Genomic DNA, 15,158 nt, shown 5'->3' on the forward strand with positions numbered 1-15,158 from the left:
GGCAGGATACTCGAACCGTGATCGACGCTGGGGACGTGACCCAGTCCCATGAGAAGGCCGTCRCACTCGCCCGCAGGCAGGCAGGCAGGCAGGCAGGCATGATCACCCGTCGGCATGCCCGGCAGCTCGGGATGTCGGACCAAGYGATCAACGTTCGTAGACGCAGGCACGGCTGGACCTCCCCGGTGCGGGGCACGTTGCCCGTGCCGCCCGTTCGGGACGAAACCCGAGCCCTGCCCGAGCGGCGCTGTCGATCGTGGCAGGGACGATCTGCGGACGTACCGCGGCCCGACTGCACGGCCTTCCCGCCCTCTCCCGCTGGCGGCCCGACGAACCCGTCGATGTCGTGCTGCCCGGCGAAGGGGGACTTCGTCAGCGTCTGGCGCGATGTCACGACGGGAGCGGCGAGGACGACGAAAGTCGTCCGGATGGCACTTCTCCGAGCCCGCGCGGGTGGCCCTGCCGAAGTGTGAATCCCCGCCGGCCGGCCCGGGAACCCGGGACGGACGCCCGAGGCTCCCGGCTTCCTTGCCTGTCCAGAGGCTTTTGTGCCTGATTTATACCTCTGGATAGGCAAGGGGCCTAGCGGGGTGGGCCGCTGACCGGTGCGGCGGCGGCGCGTTTGACGGTCTTCGGGTCCATCCGGCGAATCAGGAGGGAGGTGATGATCACGAGGAAGACGCCGACGACGAGACCGGCGACGATGTCGGTGAGGTACGCCGAAGCGCTGTGGTCGAAGAAGGGGTCGTCAACGACCTTCGGGTTCACCGGCTTCTGGTTGTCCGGCCGCAGCACGCCGGCCAGGGTGATGCGGTTCAGGTCACCGACCGAGGCCATCGACGCGAAGCCCCAGCGGGCCGGCGCGATGTAGCTGATCTGCTCCAGACCGGGCGTGCCCTTCACCGGCACGATGCCACCGCTGAAGATGAGCTGGGCCATGGTGATCAACACCAGGAGCGGCATGGTCTTGTCCGCGTTGTCGACCATCGCCGAGATCACCAGCCCGAGCATGGCCGACGCAAGCGAGACCACGATCACGGCGATGAGCAGTTCGAGCAGGGCGTTCCCGAGCACGACGCCCCTGTCCGGCGTTCGCCCGGCAAGACCGATCAACGTGAACGGGATCGCCTGGGCGACAGTGATCACGATAAGAACGAGGATCTTCGAACCGACATACGCGGTCCGGGACAGACCGATGGCTCTCTCTCTTCGATAGATCGCCCGTTCCTTGACGATCTCTCTGACCGAGTTCGCCATGCCCATGAAACAGGCACAGAGAACCATGATCAAAAGAACTGTCGGGGCATCCGAGTTCGGCGAGAACTGTTTGGCCTGTTCGGCCGTGAGATCAAAGTTCCCGCCGATGGCCCTGGGTATCAGCCCGAGCAGGAACGGGAAAGCGATGATGAGCCGCAGGTATGACTTATCGGATGCGACGACCGCCATTGTTCGTCGGCTCAGCGTCACGAGCTGCGAGATCACCGACTGCTGCCGCAGGGACGGCAGCTCCTCGGGAGCCGGCCGGGCCGACGGAGCGGTGATCGAGGCGGGCACGTAGTAGCGCGAGTTGCGGAACTTGGCTGYCGACTCGGCCCCGGGCGTCGCCTCCAGGGTGAGGAAGACGTCCGGGTAGTCCCGCTTACCGAAGAAGGGCAGCGCGTCCTGCGGCGGACCGAAGTAGGCCACATAGCCGCCGGGAGCGAGGACGAGGATGTAGTCGCACAGATCGAGTTGGGCGACGCTGTGGGTGACCACGATGACCGTCCGGCCGTCGTCCGCGAGCTTGCGCAGCGACTCCATGACGTTCTTGTCCATGCCCGGGTCGAGGCCGGAGGTCGGCTCGTCGAGGTAGAGCAGGGTCGGCCGGGTCAGCAGCTCCAAGGCCACCGAGGTCCGCTTGCGCTGGCCGCCGGACAGCCGGGAGACCTGGGTGTTGGCGTGCTGGGTGAGGCCCAGCTCGGCGAGCACCTCATCGACCCGGGTGCGCCGCTCCGCCTTCGTGACGTCCGGCGGGAAGCGCAGCTCGGCGCCGAACTCGAGCGCCTTGCGGACGGTGAGCGAGGTGTGCAGCAGGTCCTCCTGCGGCACGTAGCCGATCCGGCGCCGCAGTTCGTCGTACTCGGAGTAGAGGTCCCGGCCGGCGTAGCGCACGGTGCCCTTGTCCGCGGGGCGGAAGCCGGTGAGCGCGTTGAGCAGCGTCGACTTGCCCGCCCCGGACGGCCMGACGACGCCCAGCAGCGCCCGGCCGGGCAGCTTGAACGTCATGTCGTGCATGAGCTGCTTCTGACCGGCCCAGACGTTCAGGGCGTCGGCCTCGAAGCTGACGTCACCGGAGTCGATGTACTCGACGAGTTGGTCGCCCTCAAGCTGGAAGACGTGGTGACCGACGGCGATGACGTCGCCCTGGCCGACGGACGCCCGGTTGATCCGACGACCGTTGACGAACACGCCGTTGGCGGAGTCGAGGTCGGCGATCTGCAGGCCGGACCGGCCGATGTAGAGCTCGGCGTGCCGGCGGGAGGCGAGCAGGTCGGTAATGACGATGTCATTGTCGCGGGCACGGCCGATCGACATCGTGCCCGGGCGCAGCCGATAGGTGGTTCGCCGCTCGTGCTCCTGCTCGAGGCTGGTGACGCCACTCACCCGTTCGCCCTGGTCCTGGTCGTCGTAGTCGTGCCCGCGCTGGGACGGATCGGTCGGCCCCTGATGCGAGGTCCCGCGCCCACCTCGCGAGGAGCCCGTGGGCCGTGGCGGAGAGTAACCGGCGGCATWGGGCAGCATCGTCTGCATGTCGTAACCGGGGTCGTACTCCGGCTCGTCCAGCGGCCTGCGGCCTTCCGGCACCTGGGGATGGATGACGACCTCGGGCCCGGTCGGAGTGCCGAGACGAAGCCGCACCTCACCGTGCACCGGGACGGTCTCGGGCATGCGCTGCCCGTCGATCCAGGTGCCGTTGGAACTGATGTCCCGAACAACCCACCCGCTGCCGGTCTGCTCAAGGAGGAGATGGCGACGGGAGACCCGGCTGTCCGCTATGACGTAGTCGGCGGTCCGGGCACGGCCGACGATGAACTGCGCCTCGGCCGGCACGGTGGCCGCACCGGCCTCGGTGACGACTCTCAGGAAGGTCGTCTGCACGTGTTTCCCCCTTCGCGACGGGACGCTGGCCGGGATGTCCCGCCGAACTCCACCTTGTCACTACGTTGTGCGGTGTCACTACGTTGTGCGGTTTTACCAGGTACTGCGGTGCCACCATGGCGTGCCGGGTCACCACGTCGCGCGGCCACTCGGGCCGCCCGATCACGCCGGATGCCCGATCGTAGCGTCGAGGGATGACCTTGATCCACCCCGGGTGACGATTTACCACCAGCTGAACGGCGATCGTTGCCGTCGCGTCGACTTCCGGGCATCTCTCGGGTTCCTGCCGCCTCATGATCGGTCGATTTACCGGTTGCCCTGCTCGAAACCTTCCGGGCTGCGTCACCCTGGGTGATCAGATCGTCTCGGTGACCGTGCCGCGAAAGCTCGGTGACCGTGCCCCGGAAGTGACGACGATGACGCATGTCCCCCGTCCGGCACCCTATGAGAATGACGGCCGACGGTCCCCGACAGTGGCATCTGTCGCCGATCCGACCAGCGACCGCAGGCCTCGGCGGCACCCGGGACGCACGCCACGAAAGCGGACGATCAGCCAACGGACGACCACCAGAAATCGGCTGATGAAACGCCGGGAGGTGCCGCGCGTCGAACGATCGTCGACAGGTCGACGCACTCCGGGAAKGACGTAGTCCGGGAAGAGAGGGGCCACAGGCGGCCTCGACCGGATCCGATCCGGGCCCCGGCCGGGGGGAGTGCGGTCGGTACGGCTCGACCACCGCGCGCGAGGCATTCCGGACCGGCACAACTGTGGCGGAAATCATGTCAGGGCTCAGGGTCGCCACTCAGGACTCAGGACGCCGGGAGCACCACGTCCTCGGCAGTTGCGGTGAGTGAGAGACCGGTCGCGTTCGTGGATGCCTCGACGATGCGGAGGTTGAATGRCAGACCGGAGATCGGGATCGGGATGGACGGCAGGAGTTCTCCGGGGACGCTGAATCCGAGGTTCACAGCTCCGGTGAGCTTCACCTCGCTCGGCACCAGGGTGAGCATGTTGTTCCGGACCTCGAACGTCGTGATCCCACCGACCTGCTGGGTACCCAGCACCGGCACGTTGACGGTGCCAGTCACCTCGATCTTCTTTCCTCCGTCGACCGGCTCCACCTGCACCTGCTGCCCGGCGAGGTAGGCGTTGAGGTCGTTGTAGGTCATGCCCACAGTGGCCCGCACGCGATCGACGGGCACCTGTCCGACATTGTCGGTGATGGCATCACCGAGCGGTACGTGTACACCCTTCAGATTGGCCTTCACCGACGAGATCTTCGGGCCCGGCGTCGGGATGCCCTCGATCTCTACTCCGATGTTGGTGAACTTTCCGAACAGGACCTGGGTAAGGAACGGGAATCCGCCGATGCTCACGCTCTTGACCGTCGGGACAGGATCACCCGGCTTGATGTTCTCGGCTACGCCGGCCTCGACCTGCTTGCGCATCTGATCCTTGGCTATCACCACGCTGACCCGGTCGCCCACGACGAACAGGACGATCAGGGCGACCAGCGCGATGAGCAGTTTCCGGCGCCGGCGACGCGGCTTGGCGGGCACGGCGGGCGTGCCGCCGCTTGGCGCCCCGGCGAATCCCTCCGGGCCTTTACCACCCCCGCCGACGGCGCCGGGCAGCCGATCGTGGGGTCCGCCGCCCTCGCGGGCGGTGATGTTCCCCATCCCCATGGTCCCGGGCGTCGCGCCCAGGACCGTGGTGCCGTCGTAGCCACCCTGAGCGCCGGAGCCGGCCCACGGCTCATAACCGGCCGGCGGCTCATAACCGGCAGGCCGGTCGCCCCTCCGGGTCGGCGCGACCGGCCGCGCCGGCCGGAACGAGTCCGCGGGCGGCGGTGGTCCCACCGGGGCGCCCGGACGGGCCGGCCTGTTCTGGTTCGCGGGCCGCGTCCCATCACCGTCCGGAGGCATCCCATGGGTGCTGTCCGTAGGCTGCTGCCCGTCACCGTCACGTCCGTCGTTCACCGGTCCATCTCCTGCCATGCTGCGCCGGAGCACGCCGTCGCCCTGTCGATGTCCGCCTGGYGGTTGTCCTGTGCCTGGCCCTGCCGGATCGTCGCATGCTCCGTGCTTTCCGCACGGCCGCGGGTCCGATCTATCCGTGCGACATCGGTGTCGGATTACCGACTTGACCGACCAGACCGGGCAAACCAGATACCATCGGTCGCCGCCCGGAGCATGATCCGCCAGCCGCCAGCCGCCGCCAGCCGCCAGCCGCCAGCCGCCAGCCGCCAGCCGCCAGCCGCCACCAGCTCACACCTCCAGCGGGAGCTGCGCCACCGGAGTGGCCCGTCTGGCCGGTGCGAGCCGGAAAACGTCGCCCCGCGGGGCGGCGAACGCCTGCCAGAAGTGGTCCGCGACCACCCCCGGACGTAGCGGGCCCGCGGCGTCCACCCTGCCGTCGAGAACCACCGTGCGCAGCCGGACACCCCGCGCGGCCAGCATCGGCCGTACCGCATCGGCGAGGGCGGCGAGGCCTGCCTTGCCGATCGCCAGCGCGAACCGGCCGGCCACCGGCTCGGTGCGCGATCCGGCCGTGGTCAACAGGATGGTCGCGGCCGGCCGGTCCACGAGGAGGTCTGCCGCCACCTGCACCGCGGTGAGCGCGCCCGTGACGTTCACCGCAAGGGTCTGGTTCATCGTCTCGGCCTTCACCGTGAGGGCGCCGCCGCGGATGCTGAGCTTGGCGTTGTAGACGAGCACCGTCAGCCCCCCGACGTCGGCCGCCACCCGCTGGATGGCCGTGGTGAGGGCCGGCTGGTCGGTGACGTCGGCGACGGCGCCGTGCACCGCCAGGCCGTCCTCGGCGAGCTCGTCCCTCACCCGGGTCAGCGTGTCGGCAGACCGGGAGACGACCCCCAGGGCGAACCCCTCCCGGCCGAACCGGCGCAACAGGTCGGAACCGAAGCTCGCCCCCGGTCCCACGACGACGAGGCCGCGGGTCGCCGGGGCGAACTCCGGGTCCCCGGCATGGTCACGATCACGGTCGACGCCACCGCCCGGCCCGCCGGGGTGACCCGGAGCCGGCTCGCACGGTCCGGTGCTCATGGCCTCATCCTGACGGAGACGCTGTCCGGACATCCCGGGGATCGACGCTCCGCCCGGCCTGATCGGGCCGGGCGGAGCCGGTCGGYCGCTCCGAGCCGCCGCGCCCCCGGTCTTCAGGGGTGGGCCCGCTGCTCCCGGGCGGCCTCGACGGCTGCCCGGGCCCGCAGCGGCGCGCAACGGTGGTAGGCCCAGCCCAGGGCCGCACCGACGATGACCGCCGGGATCAGCAGGAAGAGCAGGACAACCACACAGGCGGCAATGGTCTCCACACCCTTGGTCTACCCGGGCTCCCCTCGGGTCGACCCGGGTCGACCCGGTGCGCCCGGTAGTGCCCTCAGGCGACGAGAACCCCGGGGTTGAGGATGCCGGCCGGGTCCAGCGTCCGTTTGACCGCCCGGAGCACCTCGACGCCGAGATCGCCGATCTCGGCGTCGAGCCAGGGCCGGTGCTCCGTTCCGACCGCGTGGTGGTGGGTGATCGTGCCGCCCGTGGCGACGACCGCGTCCGTGGCCGCGGCCTTGGCCGCCCGCCAGCTCCCGATCGGGTCGTCGCCCTCGCCGCAGACGACGGTGAAGTAGAGCGAAGCCCCCGTGGCGTACAGATGAGAAATGTGGCACATGACGACCGGTGCCAGGCCGGCGGCGGCCAGCGTCGTGGTAAGCGCGTCTCGGACGGCCGCGTACAGCCCGGGCAGCGCCGTCCAGAATCCCGCCGTTTCCAGGGTCTCGGCGAAGATGCCCTGGTCCAGCAGCGCGTCGCGCAGGTAGGGCGCCCGGAACCGACCCTGCTCCCAGTCCTGGCCGGCCGCCGCGCCGAGCCGCCTGGCGCCCCCGGCGAGCAGAACAGCGGCGACCGCCGCGGAACGCTGTTCCACCGCGCGATCGTCGCCTTCGTAGCCGGTCACCAGGTAGCAGCCGACGGCGCCGCCCCCGCGCTCGCCGCCCGACCGGGTCGGCCGCGCGAGCCCCGCGACGGTCTCCGTCTCGTCGGACAACCGGCATACCGTCGGCCGCAGGTCGCCGGCGGCGAGTGAACGCAGCAGCCGAGTGCCGGTCGCGAAGTCGGGCACCGACCAGGCCTCGTAGCCGCGCCGGGCCGGCAGCGGCCGGACCCTGACCACGACCTGGGTGATCACCCCGAAGGCGCCCTCGGAGCCGAGTAGCAGCTCCCGCAGGTCCGGTCCAGCAGCCGACGCCGGGGCGCGGCCGAGCTCCCAGCCACCCACCGGCGTGGCCACCCGCAGGCCGACGACCAGTTCGTCGAACCGGCCGTAGCCCCCGGACGCCTGGCCGCTGGACCTGGTCGCCGCGTAGCCACCGATGGTGGCGTACTCCCAGGACTGGGGGACGTGCCCGARCGTGAGACCGTGCTCGGCCAGCAACGCCTCGGCCCGAGGGCCCCGCAGCCCGGCGCCGAGCTCCGCGGTGCCGGAGTCGGGATCCACCCGGCCGAGCCGGTCCAGCCGGGCGAGGTCGAGGGCGACGACGGCACGGTCGCCACGCTCGGGCGGCGCAAGGCCGCCGACGACCGAGGTACCGCCCCCGAACGGCACGACCACGAGGTGCTCTCTGGTCGCGACCCGCAGCACGCCGAGCACCTCGTCATGATCGGCGGGCCGGATGACCGCGTCGGGCGCGGCGGAGGCGTCCCCGGCCCGCAGGCGCAACAGATCGGTCGTCGAGCGGCCCCGGCAGTGCCGGATGCGCGCGACATCGTCCACCCGGACCTCGCCGTCCCCAACGACCGCCGCGAGCGCGGCCCGGGCCGGATCCGGCAGCCGCGACGCGGGCAGGCGTACCTCGGCGAGCGGGACGGGCGGGCGAGGACGGGCGGGAATGCCGAGCCGAGCCAGCAGCAGGCGGGTGGAATCGGGCAGTGGGTCATGCGCCTCGGCGGGGCCCCAGCCCCACCAGACGGATTCGGCCAGGACGATCTCACAGGCTTTCTCGTGGGCCTCGTCGGTGCTCGTCATCGGCGTGCGTACCGCCTGTCCGATCCGGTGGTGCCTCGGTAGAATCTCCTACGAGACAGTGTGACAGCCAACGTCACATTGTCACAAGGTCTCGTCCTACGATGACACATCCCGCGCGGCGGCGCCGCTCCCCGCGCCCGTGGCGACGGGCGGGAGGAAGGGCTGCCGGATGGCTCTCGCCGGCGAGGAGGCCGTCCTCGACGCGGCCAAGGCGTCCCTGCTGGCGGTCGGGGTCCGGCGGACCACCCTGACCGAGGTAGCGCGCCGCGCCGGAGTGAGCCGAATGACCCTCTATCGACGCTGGCCGGACCTGCGCTCGCTGGTCGGTGATGTGATGACGCGCGAGTGGACCCAGGTTGTGACGGCCGCGTCGGCCATGGCCCAGGCCGGGCCGGACGGCGGGCCTCCGGACGGCGGGCTGGTCGACGATCTCGTCGAGCACATCATCGCGACGGTGGAGGCGTTCCGCACCAACCCGCTCTATCTGCGGATCATCGAGACGGATCCCGAGCTGCTGATCCCGTACCTGATCGAGCGACGTGGCGCCACCCAACAGATGATCCTGGACCTGCTGACGAGCCAGTTCCGCACCGCCGAGGCGAACGGCGCCGTGCGGCCCGAGGACCCGTCGGCGCTGRCCCTCATGGTCCTGCTCGTCGTGCAGTCCTTCGTCCTGTCCGCCGAGGCCCTCGGCTGCGGTGTCCCCGCGGCGACCCGGACCGCCGAACTGCGCCGGCTCCTGCGCGGCTACCTCGCGCCGGAACCGGTCAAGGAGAGCATTGGGGGATCACCATGACGGTTCTGACGCTCCCGCCGACCACGGCGACCTCGTTGAACGCCGGGCGGCGGGAACGGGAGCTGGCCGCCGTCGCGGCTGGCGGCCCGGTGGACCTGCTGGTGATCGGCGGTGGGGTCACCGGGGCTGGGGTGGCCCTGGACGCCGCCTCCCGCGGCCTGTCCGTCGTCCTCGCCGAGGCGCACGATCTCGCCTTCGGCACGAGCCGATGGAGTTCCAAGCTCGTTCACGGCGGGCTGCGTTACCTGGCCACCGGAGATGTGGCGCTGGCGCGGGAGAGCGCCGTCGAGCGCGACATCCTGATGCGGCACACCGCGCCCCATCTCGTGCGGGCGCTGCCCATGCTCACCCCGCTGACCCCGGGAGTACCGCGGTCGAACGCCGCGCTGGTCCAGGCCGGGGTGTGGCTCGGCGACCTGCTGCGCCGCGGCGCGGGCACGCCCCGCGCGGTCCTGCCCGGCCCACGCCGGCTGACCGCCGTGGAGACGCTCGGGGTGGCTCCCGCGCTCCGGGAAGCCGGACTGCGCGGCGGGGTGCTGCACTGGGACGGCCGGCTCGTCGACGACGCCCGTCTCGTAGTCGCGCTGGCCCGGACCGCAGCCGGATTCGGCGCCCGGATCCTGACCCGGCTGCGGGTGACCGGCCTCGACGGCGGCGGCCTCGACGGCGGACCCCGCGGCCCGAGCCGGCACGGTTGTCGTGGGATCGAGGCGACCGCGGTGGACACCCTCACCGGTACCCGGATCACCCTGCGTGCGCGGACGGTGGTCAACGCCACCGGCGTGTGGGCGCCGGCCCTGGCTCCGGGGATCCGGCTGCGGCCGAGCCGCGGCACCCACCTCGTGCTGCGCTCCACCGTCCTGGCCGGGACCCGCGCGGCRCTGTCCCTGCCGATGCCGGGTGAACGGAACCGGTTCGCGCTGGTGCTGCCCCAGGACGACGGCCGCGTCTACGTCGGGTTGACCGACGTGCCGGTCGAGGAGGTCGTCGACGTCCCGGTGCCCGACGAGGACGAGATCGCGCAGCTGCTGGGCATCGTCTCGAACGTGCTGGCCACCCCCATCGACCCGGCGGACCGGCTGGGCGCCTTCGCCGGCCTGCGCCCACTGCTCGACACCGGCACCGACCACACCGGCACCGACCACACCGGCACCGACCACACCGTCGTTCCCCACAGCGCCGCCACCCGTACCAGCGCCGCCCGCACCGCCGATCTCTCCCGACGGCACCTGGTGCGGACCGACCCGGGCGGCCTGGTCACGGTGGTCGGCGGCAAACTGACGACCTATCGACGGATGGCCGCAGACGCGGTGGACGCCGCCGTCGCGGTGGGCGACCTCGACGCCGGCCCCTGCCGTACCCGGCGACTCGGCCTGGTCGGTGCGGCACCTCGATCGGTCCTCGCCACGGTGGCCGCGCCGCGCCGTCTGGTCGAGCGGTACGGGACGGAGGCACCGAGGGTGCTGGCCCTGGCCGACGGCGACCCCGACCTGCTGGCACCCGTCGCCGAGGGGACGCCGGTCACCGGCGCGGAGCTGCTGTTCGCGGTGCGGGACGAAGGCGCGCTCGACCCGGCGGACCTGCTGGATCGCCGGACGCGCATCGGGCTGGCTCCCGCCGACCGCCGGGCGGCCCTGGGCCCGGCCCGGCAGCTGTTCGACCATACGCTGACGCGCTAAGGACCAGCACCGCTGCGAGTGCTGCGGGATCGGGGGCGGTCAGGGCAATGCGTCGACGGTCAGCACCGCGATGCGCTCCAGATGCGCAGGGGTGTCACCAAAAGCAGGAATCTGGCGTTTGGCCCGCTTGTAAAAGAAGTGCGCGTCATGTTCCCAGGTGTAGCCGATCCCCCCGTGGTACTGGATCATCGCCGCGGTGGCGTCCCCGGCGGCCTGGTTGGCCTTGCTCTTCGCCACCGCGAGCGCCAGCTCCGCGTCGGGCAGGGCAGTGTCGAGCGCGTGCGCCGCGTACAGCACCGCATGCTCGGCCATCGTGACAGCGACATGCAGATCGGCGAGATGGTGCGCGAGCGCCTGGAACGAACCGACCGGCCGGCCGAACTGCACCCGATCGATGTCGTGGGCGACGGTCCGGGTCAGCGCGGCCCGCGCGACACCGACGAGGTCCGCGGCCGTGAGCAGGGCGCCACGACGGACCAGGTCCGCGGCGACCGCGGCGTCGGAGGCCGGCAGCCGGGTCGCGGCCGCGTCGGCCAGAGACAGCGAGGCCAGCCGGGTGGTGCCGTCGAAGCCGCKCTGGGTGGTGACCGTCACCCCCGGGCCACGCGGATCGAGCAGATAGAGCCCGACCCCGGCGGGGCCGACGGCGGCGACCACCACGAGCCCGGCGACCTCGAGATACTCGACGCCGGACGCGACACCGCCCAGCCGACCGCCCGCGGTCGCGCGGACCGCGATGCCGGTATGGTCGTATCCCCCGCCCGGGCCCCGCAGCGCCACGGTGGCCACCAGGTCACCGGCGGCGAGGGGGGCGAGCACCGCCGCCGCCTGGTCCGCCGAGCCGGCGAGCCGCACCGCCTCGCCCGCGAGCACGGTCGGCAGCCAGGGCCCCGGGATCACCCCCGCTCCGAACGCCCGCGCGATGATCTGTGCGTCGAGCAACCCGAGCCCGAGACCGTCGAACCGCGCGGGCACGCACACCGCGAGCCAGCCCTGTTCGCCGATCGCCTTCCACAGCTCGGGGGGGTGCCCGTCACCGTCGGGATCGGTGAAGACCGCGCGGACGGCGGTCAGATCGAAGCGGTCGGCCAGGAAGTCCCGGACGGTGGCGGCGAGCGCGCGCTGCTCGTCGGTGAGGGCGAAGAACACGGGCTCGGACCTCCGGAGGCGGGGCGAGGCGGGATCAGCGAGATGAACAGGCCCGGGCACAGGCACAGGCCCGAATCGCGACCATAATCATGATCCGCGTGGCAGGCCGAGGACCCGCTCCGCGACGATCGTGCGCTGTACCTGCGAGGATCCACCCCAGATGGTGACGGAGCGGGTCCAGAAGCTCTCCTGCCGCAGCGTCGTCAGATCGAGGTCCGCGGTGGGGTGGGTGAGCGCCACATCGGCGCCGAGCAGCGCATCAAAGGTCTCGAACAGGTCCTGGTACGTCTCCGACCACTGCAGTTTGGTGATCGACGACTCGGCCCCCAGGTCACGGCCCTGCTCTACCTGGGTGAGGACGTGCATCGAGTGGTAACGCAGGCATTCGAGCTCGACCATGCGCCGGCCCAGCTCCTGGCGCAGCACCGGGTCGGTGTCGCGCCCGAGCGCCCGGGCGACCCGGACGATCTCGTCGTAGCTGCGCCGGAATCCGGTGTACTGGCTGATCCCGGACGCGCCGCGCTCGAACGACAGCAGAAGCATCGCCGTCGCCCAGCCGTTGCCGATCCCGCCCAGGCACTCCGACGCCGCCACCCGCACGTCGGTGAGGAAGACCTCGCCGAACTCGCTGACGCCGCTCATCTGCCGGATCGGCCGGACCTCCACCCCGGGAGCGTGCATGTCGATGAGCAGCAGCGAGATGCCGTGATGGCGCCGGCTGCCGGGCTCGGTCCGGACCAGGGTGAAGATCTTGTCTCCGCGGTTCGCGAACGTCGTCCAGACCTTCTGCCCGTTGACCACGTACTCGTCCCCGTCGAGTACCCCGGACGTACGCAGCGCCGCGAGGTCGGAGCCCGCGCCGGGTTCCGAGAAGCCCTGGCACCAGATCACCTCGTTGCGCAGCATCGGCCCGAGGATGTCGCGCTTCTGCTCGGGCGTCCCGACCGCCATCACCGTCGGCGCGAGGAAGGCCAGGCCCAGCGTGTTGACCGAGCGCGGCGCCCGGGCGAGCTGCGTCTCCTGGTCGTAGATGGCCCTCATCCCCGGGGTACCGCCCCGGCCGCCGTACTCCACCGGCCAGTCGATCCCGGCGAAGCCCGCGAGCGCCTTGCGCCGCTCCCAGTCCCGCCGCAGGTCGAAGCCCTCGGCCTCCCCCACGCCGGCCCAGAACCCGGGCTCCGTCCAGGCTGCGGGGATGTTCTCGGCGAGCCAGGCCCGCAACTCGGCACGGAACCGTTCCTCGGCCGGCGGGTGGGTCAGGTCCATGCGTTGACCTCCATCTGGTGTTGACCTCCATCTGGTCGCCCATCTGGTCGCCTTACGCGGGATCCCGGGACGGTCGCACTCGCATCCCACCACGCCCCGGCCGGACGTTCACAGACGTTCATGGACGTTCAACGATCCCGCGCCCGGGCGCCGGACACCGGACACCGACAGCCGGCACGATGGGTGGCGAGCCGCCGGAGCGTCCCGGGCGATCACGACGACGGGACGCGAGGACGTTCGCAGGAGAGGAAGCAACTGGCGATGACGCCGACCAGACACGGAACCCCGACCGCCCGACTCGACCAGGTCGGCCGCGCCGAGGCACTGCGCCGGATGGGAGCGGATCCGGTGGATGTGGCCGTGATCGGCGGCGGGGTCACCGGTACGGGGGTGGCGCTGGACGCGGTGACCCGGGGCCTGTCCGTCGCCCTGGTCGAGGCGCGCGACCTCGCCGCCGGCACGTCCAGCCGGTCGAGCAAGCTCATCCACGGCGGGCTGCGGTATCTCGAGCAGCTCAACGCCCCGCTGGTCCGGGAGGCGCTGCGGGAGCGGTCCCTCATGCTGGACACGCTCGCGCCCCATCTGGTCCGGGCCATCCCGTTCCTGCTGCCGTTGACCCGCCACGGTTGGGAACGTGCCTACATCGGCAGTGGTGTGCTGCTCTACGACACCCTCGGGCAGGGGCTGGCCCGCGTCGGGCCGGGCGGCGACGCCACCATGCCCCATCACCGGCACCTGACCCGCAAGGCGGCGCTGCGGGAGTTCCCGTCGCTGCGCCCGGACGCCCTCGTCGGCGCGATCCAGTACTGGGACGGCCAGGTCGACGACGCGCGGCACACCGTGTTCGTCGCGCGGACCGCTGCTCGCTACGGGGCGCTCATCGCGACCAGCGCGCGGGTCACCGGCTTCCTGCGGGAGGGCGACCGGGTCGCCGGCGTGYGGGTGCGTGACCTCGAGTCGGGCGCCGAGATCGAGCTGCGGGCCCGCCAGACGATCAACGCCGCCGGGGTGTGGACCGACGAGATCCAGGCGATGGTAGGCGGGCGTGGCCAGCTGTCGGTCCGAGCCTCCAAGGGAGTGCACATCGTCGTGCCCCGCGACCGCATCCATGGCGTCACCGGCCTGATCCTGCGCACCGAGAAGAGCGTGCTGTTCGTCATCCCGTGGGGCAGCCACTGGATCATCGGCACCACCGACACCGACTGGAGCCTCGACCTCGCCCATCCGGCGGCCAGCAGCGCCGACATCGACTACCTGCTCGACACGGTCAACCGGGTGCTGCGCACGCCRCTCACGGCGGCGGACATCACCGGGGTGTACGCCGGGCTGCGCCCGCTGCTCGCCGGGGAGTCCGAGGACACCTCGCGGCTGTCCCGCGAGCATGCCGTGGTCAGCCCCGTCTCCGGGCTGACGATGGTCGCCGGCGGGAAGTACACGACCTACCGGGTGATGGCCGCCGACGCCGTCGACGCGGCCGTGCACGGCATGAACCGGGCGGTGCCGCCGTCGTGCACCGAGAAGATCCCGCTGCTCGGCGCGGACGGGTTCCCCGCGCTGTGGAACGCCCGGGAGACCCTCGCCCGCCGCGCGGGGCTGCACGTCGGCTGGATCGAGCACCTCCTGCACCGCTACGGCACCCTCACCGAGGAGCTTCTGGACCTCATCGAGACGCGACCGGATCTCGCCCAGCCGCTGCGCGGGGCATCGACCTACCTGGCCGCGGAGGCGGTGTACGCGGCCTCCCACGAGGGGGCGCTGCACCTGGAGGACGTGCTCACCCGGCGGACCCGCGTCTCGATCGAGACCATCGACCGGGGGGTGGAGGCCGCCGAGCACGTGGCCGATCTCATCGCCCCCGTGCTCGGCTGGGACCAGGTGACCCGCGCCCGCGAGGTCGCGCACTACCTCGCCCGGGTGGAGGCCGAACGGGCCTCGCAGCGGCAAGCCGACGACGCGACCGCCGACGCGGCCCGGCTCGGCGCGCCCGACGTGCGCCGGCTGGGCCGGACGGACCACCGCGCCCCGGCGGCGACCGGCGGACCGTCCTGAAGGCTCGGCCAACCCGATCCGCGGCCCCGCCCAGGCGGTTCGGTGC

Annotated in this window: 10 protein-coding genes; 3 read left to right on the forward strand and 7 right to left on the reverse strand. The window is 71.6% G+C overall.

Going from position 1 to position 15,158, the window contains the following annotated elements; translation table 11 throughout:
* Positions 1 to 582: 582 nt before the first annotated feature.
* From CcI156_RS12675 to CcI156_RS12690, 5 genes are all read right to left on the reverse strand, one after another.
* Entirely contained in the window at positions 583 to 3,138 is a 2,556-nt protein-coding gene (locus CcI156_RS12675) for an FHA domain-containing protein (RefSeq protein WP_076805852.1), read from the reverse strand.
* 810 nt (positions 3,139 to 3,948) lie between these two features.
* Positions 3,949 to 5,118 carry a DUF2993 domain-containing protein gene (locus CcI156_RS12680; protein ID WP_076805853.1) on the reverse strand — a complete coding sequence of 390 codons (1,170 nt, stop codon included), beginning with the start codon at positions 5,116 to 5,118 and terminating at the stop codon, positions 3,949 to 3,951.
* A 288-nt stretch (positions 5,119 to 5,406) separates the two neighbouring features.
* On the reverse strand, positions 5,407 to 6,201 hold the full coding sequence (locus tag CcI156_RS12685) for an SDR family oxidoreductase (RefSeq protein WP_023841014.1): 795 nt from the start codon (positions 6,199 to 6,201) through the stop codon (positions 5,407 to 5,409).
* Positions 6,202 to 6,314: 113 nt separating this feature from the next.
* Positions 6,315 to 6,470 (reverse strand): hypothetical protein, encoded by a 156-nt coding sequence (locus tag CcI156_RS25645; protein ID WP_023841015.1) that lies wholly within the window; start codon positions 6,468 to 6,470, stop codon positions 6,315 to 6,317.
* Between the two features lie 65 nt (positions 6,471 to 6,535).
* Entirely contained in the window at positions 6,536 to 8,173 is a 1,638-nt protein-coding gene (locus CcI156_RS12690; protein ID WP_076805854.1) for an FAD-binding oxidoreductase, read from the reverse strand.
* A gap of 169 nt (positions 8,174 to 8,342) precedes the next feature.
* On the opposite strand from CcI156_RS12690, the gene CcI156_RS12695 reads away from it, so the two are divergent.
* Positions 8,343 to 8,969 carry a TetR/AcrR family transcriptional regulator gene (locus tag CcI156_RS12695; RefSeq protein ID WP_076805855.1) on the forward strand — a complete coding sequence of 209 codons (627 nt, stop codon included), beginning with the start codon at positions 8,343 to 8,345 and terminating at the stop codon, positions 8,967 to 8,969.
* Positions 8,966 to 10,648 carry a glycerol-3-phosphate dehydrogenase/oxidase gene (locus CcI156_RS12700; RefSeq protein WP_023841017.1) on the forward strand — a complete coding sequence of 561 codons (1,683 nt, stop codon included), beginning with the start codon at positions 8,966 to 8,968 and terminating at the stop codon, positions 10,646 to 10,648. Before CcI156_RS12695 ends, CcI156_RS12700 begins: the two co-directional genes overlap by 4 nt.
* Positions 10,649 to 10,687: 39 nt before the next feature.
* Here CcI156_RS12700 and CcI156_RS12705 read toward each other — a convergent pair whose 3' ends face one another.
* Entirely contained in the window at positions 10,688 to 11,797 is a 1,110-nt protein-coding gene (locus CcI156_RS12705; protein WP_076805857.1) for an acyl-CoA dehydrogenase family protein, read from the reverse strand.
* 87 nt (positions 11,798 to 11,884) lie between these two features.
* Positions 11,885 to 13,063: an acyl-CoA dehydrogenase family protein gene (locus tag CcI156_RS12710; RefSeq protein ID WP_011435391.1), complete on the reverse strand. Its 1,179-nt coding sequence runs from the start codon at positions 13,061 to 13,063 to the stop codon at positions 11,885 to 11,887.
* Between the two features lie 261 nt (positions 13,064 to 13,324).
* Here CcI156_RS12710 and CcI156_RS12715 point away from each other — a divergent pair, with 261 nt between their 5' ends.
* Entirely contained in the window at positions 13,325 to 15,112 is a 1,788-nt protein-coding gene (locus CcI156_RS12715) for a glycerol-3-phosphate dehydrogenase/oxidase (RefSeq protein ID WP_076805859.1), read from the forward strand.
* Positions 15,113 to 15,158 lie beyond the last annotated feature (46 nt).

This window comes from Frankia sp. CcI156, assembly GCF_001983015.1.
GTDB lineage: Bacteria > Actinomycetota > Actinomycetes > Frankiales > Frankiaceae > Frankia > Frankia casuarinae.

Bases quoted from the DNA above. Each gene is read 5' to 3' on its own strand.
- CcI156_RS12685 (WP_023841014.1), bottom strand. From the start codon at position 6,201: ATGAGCACCGGACCGTGCGAGCCGGCTCCGGGTCACCCCGGCGGGCCG.
- CcI156_RS12710 (WP_011435391.1), bottom strand. From the start codon at position 13,063: ATGGACCTGACCCACCCGCCGGCCGAGGAACGGTTCCGTGCCGAGTTG.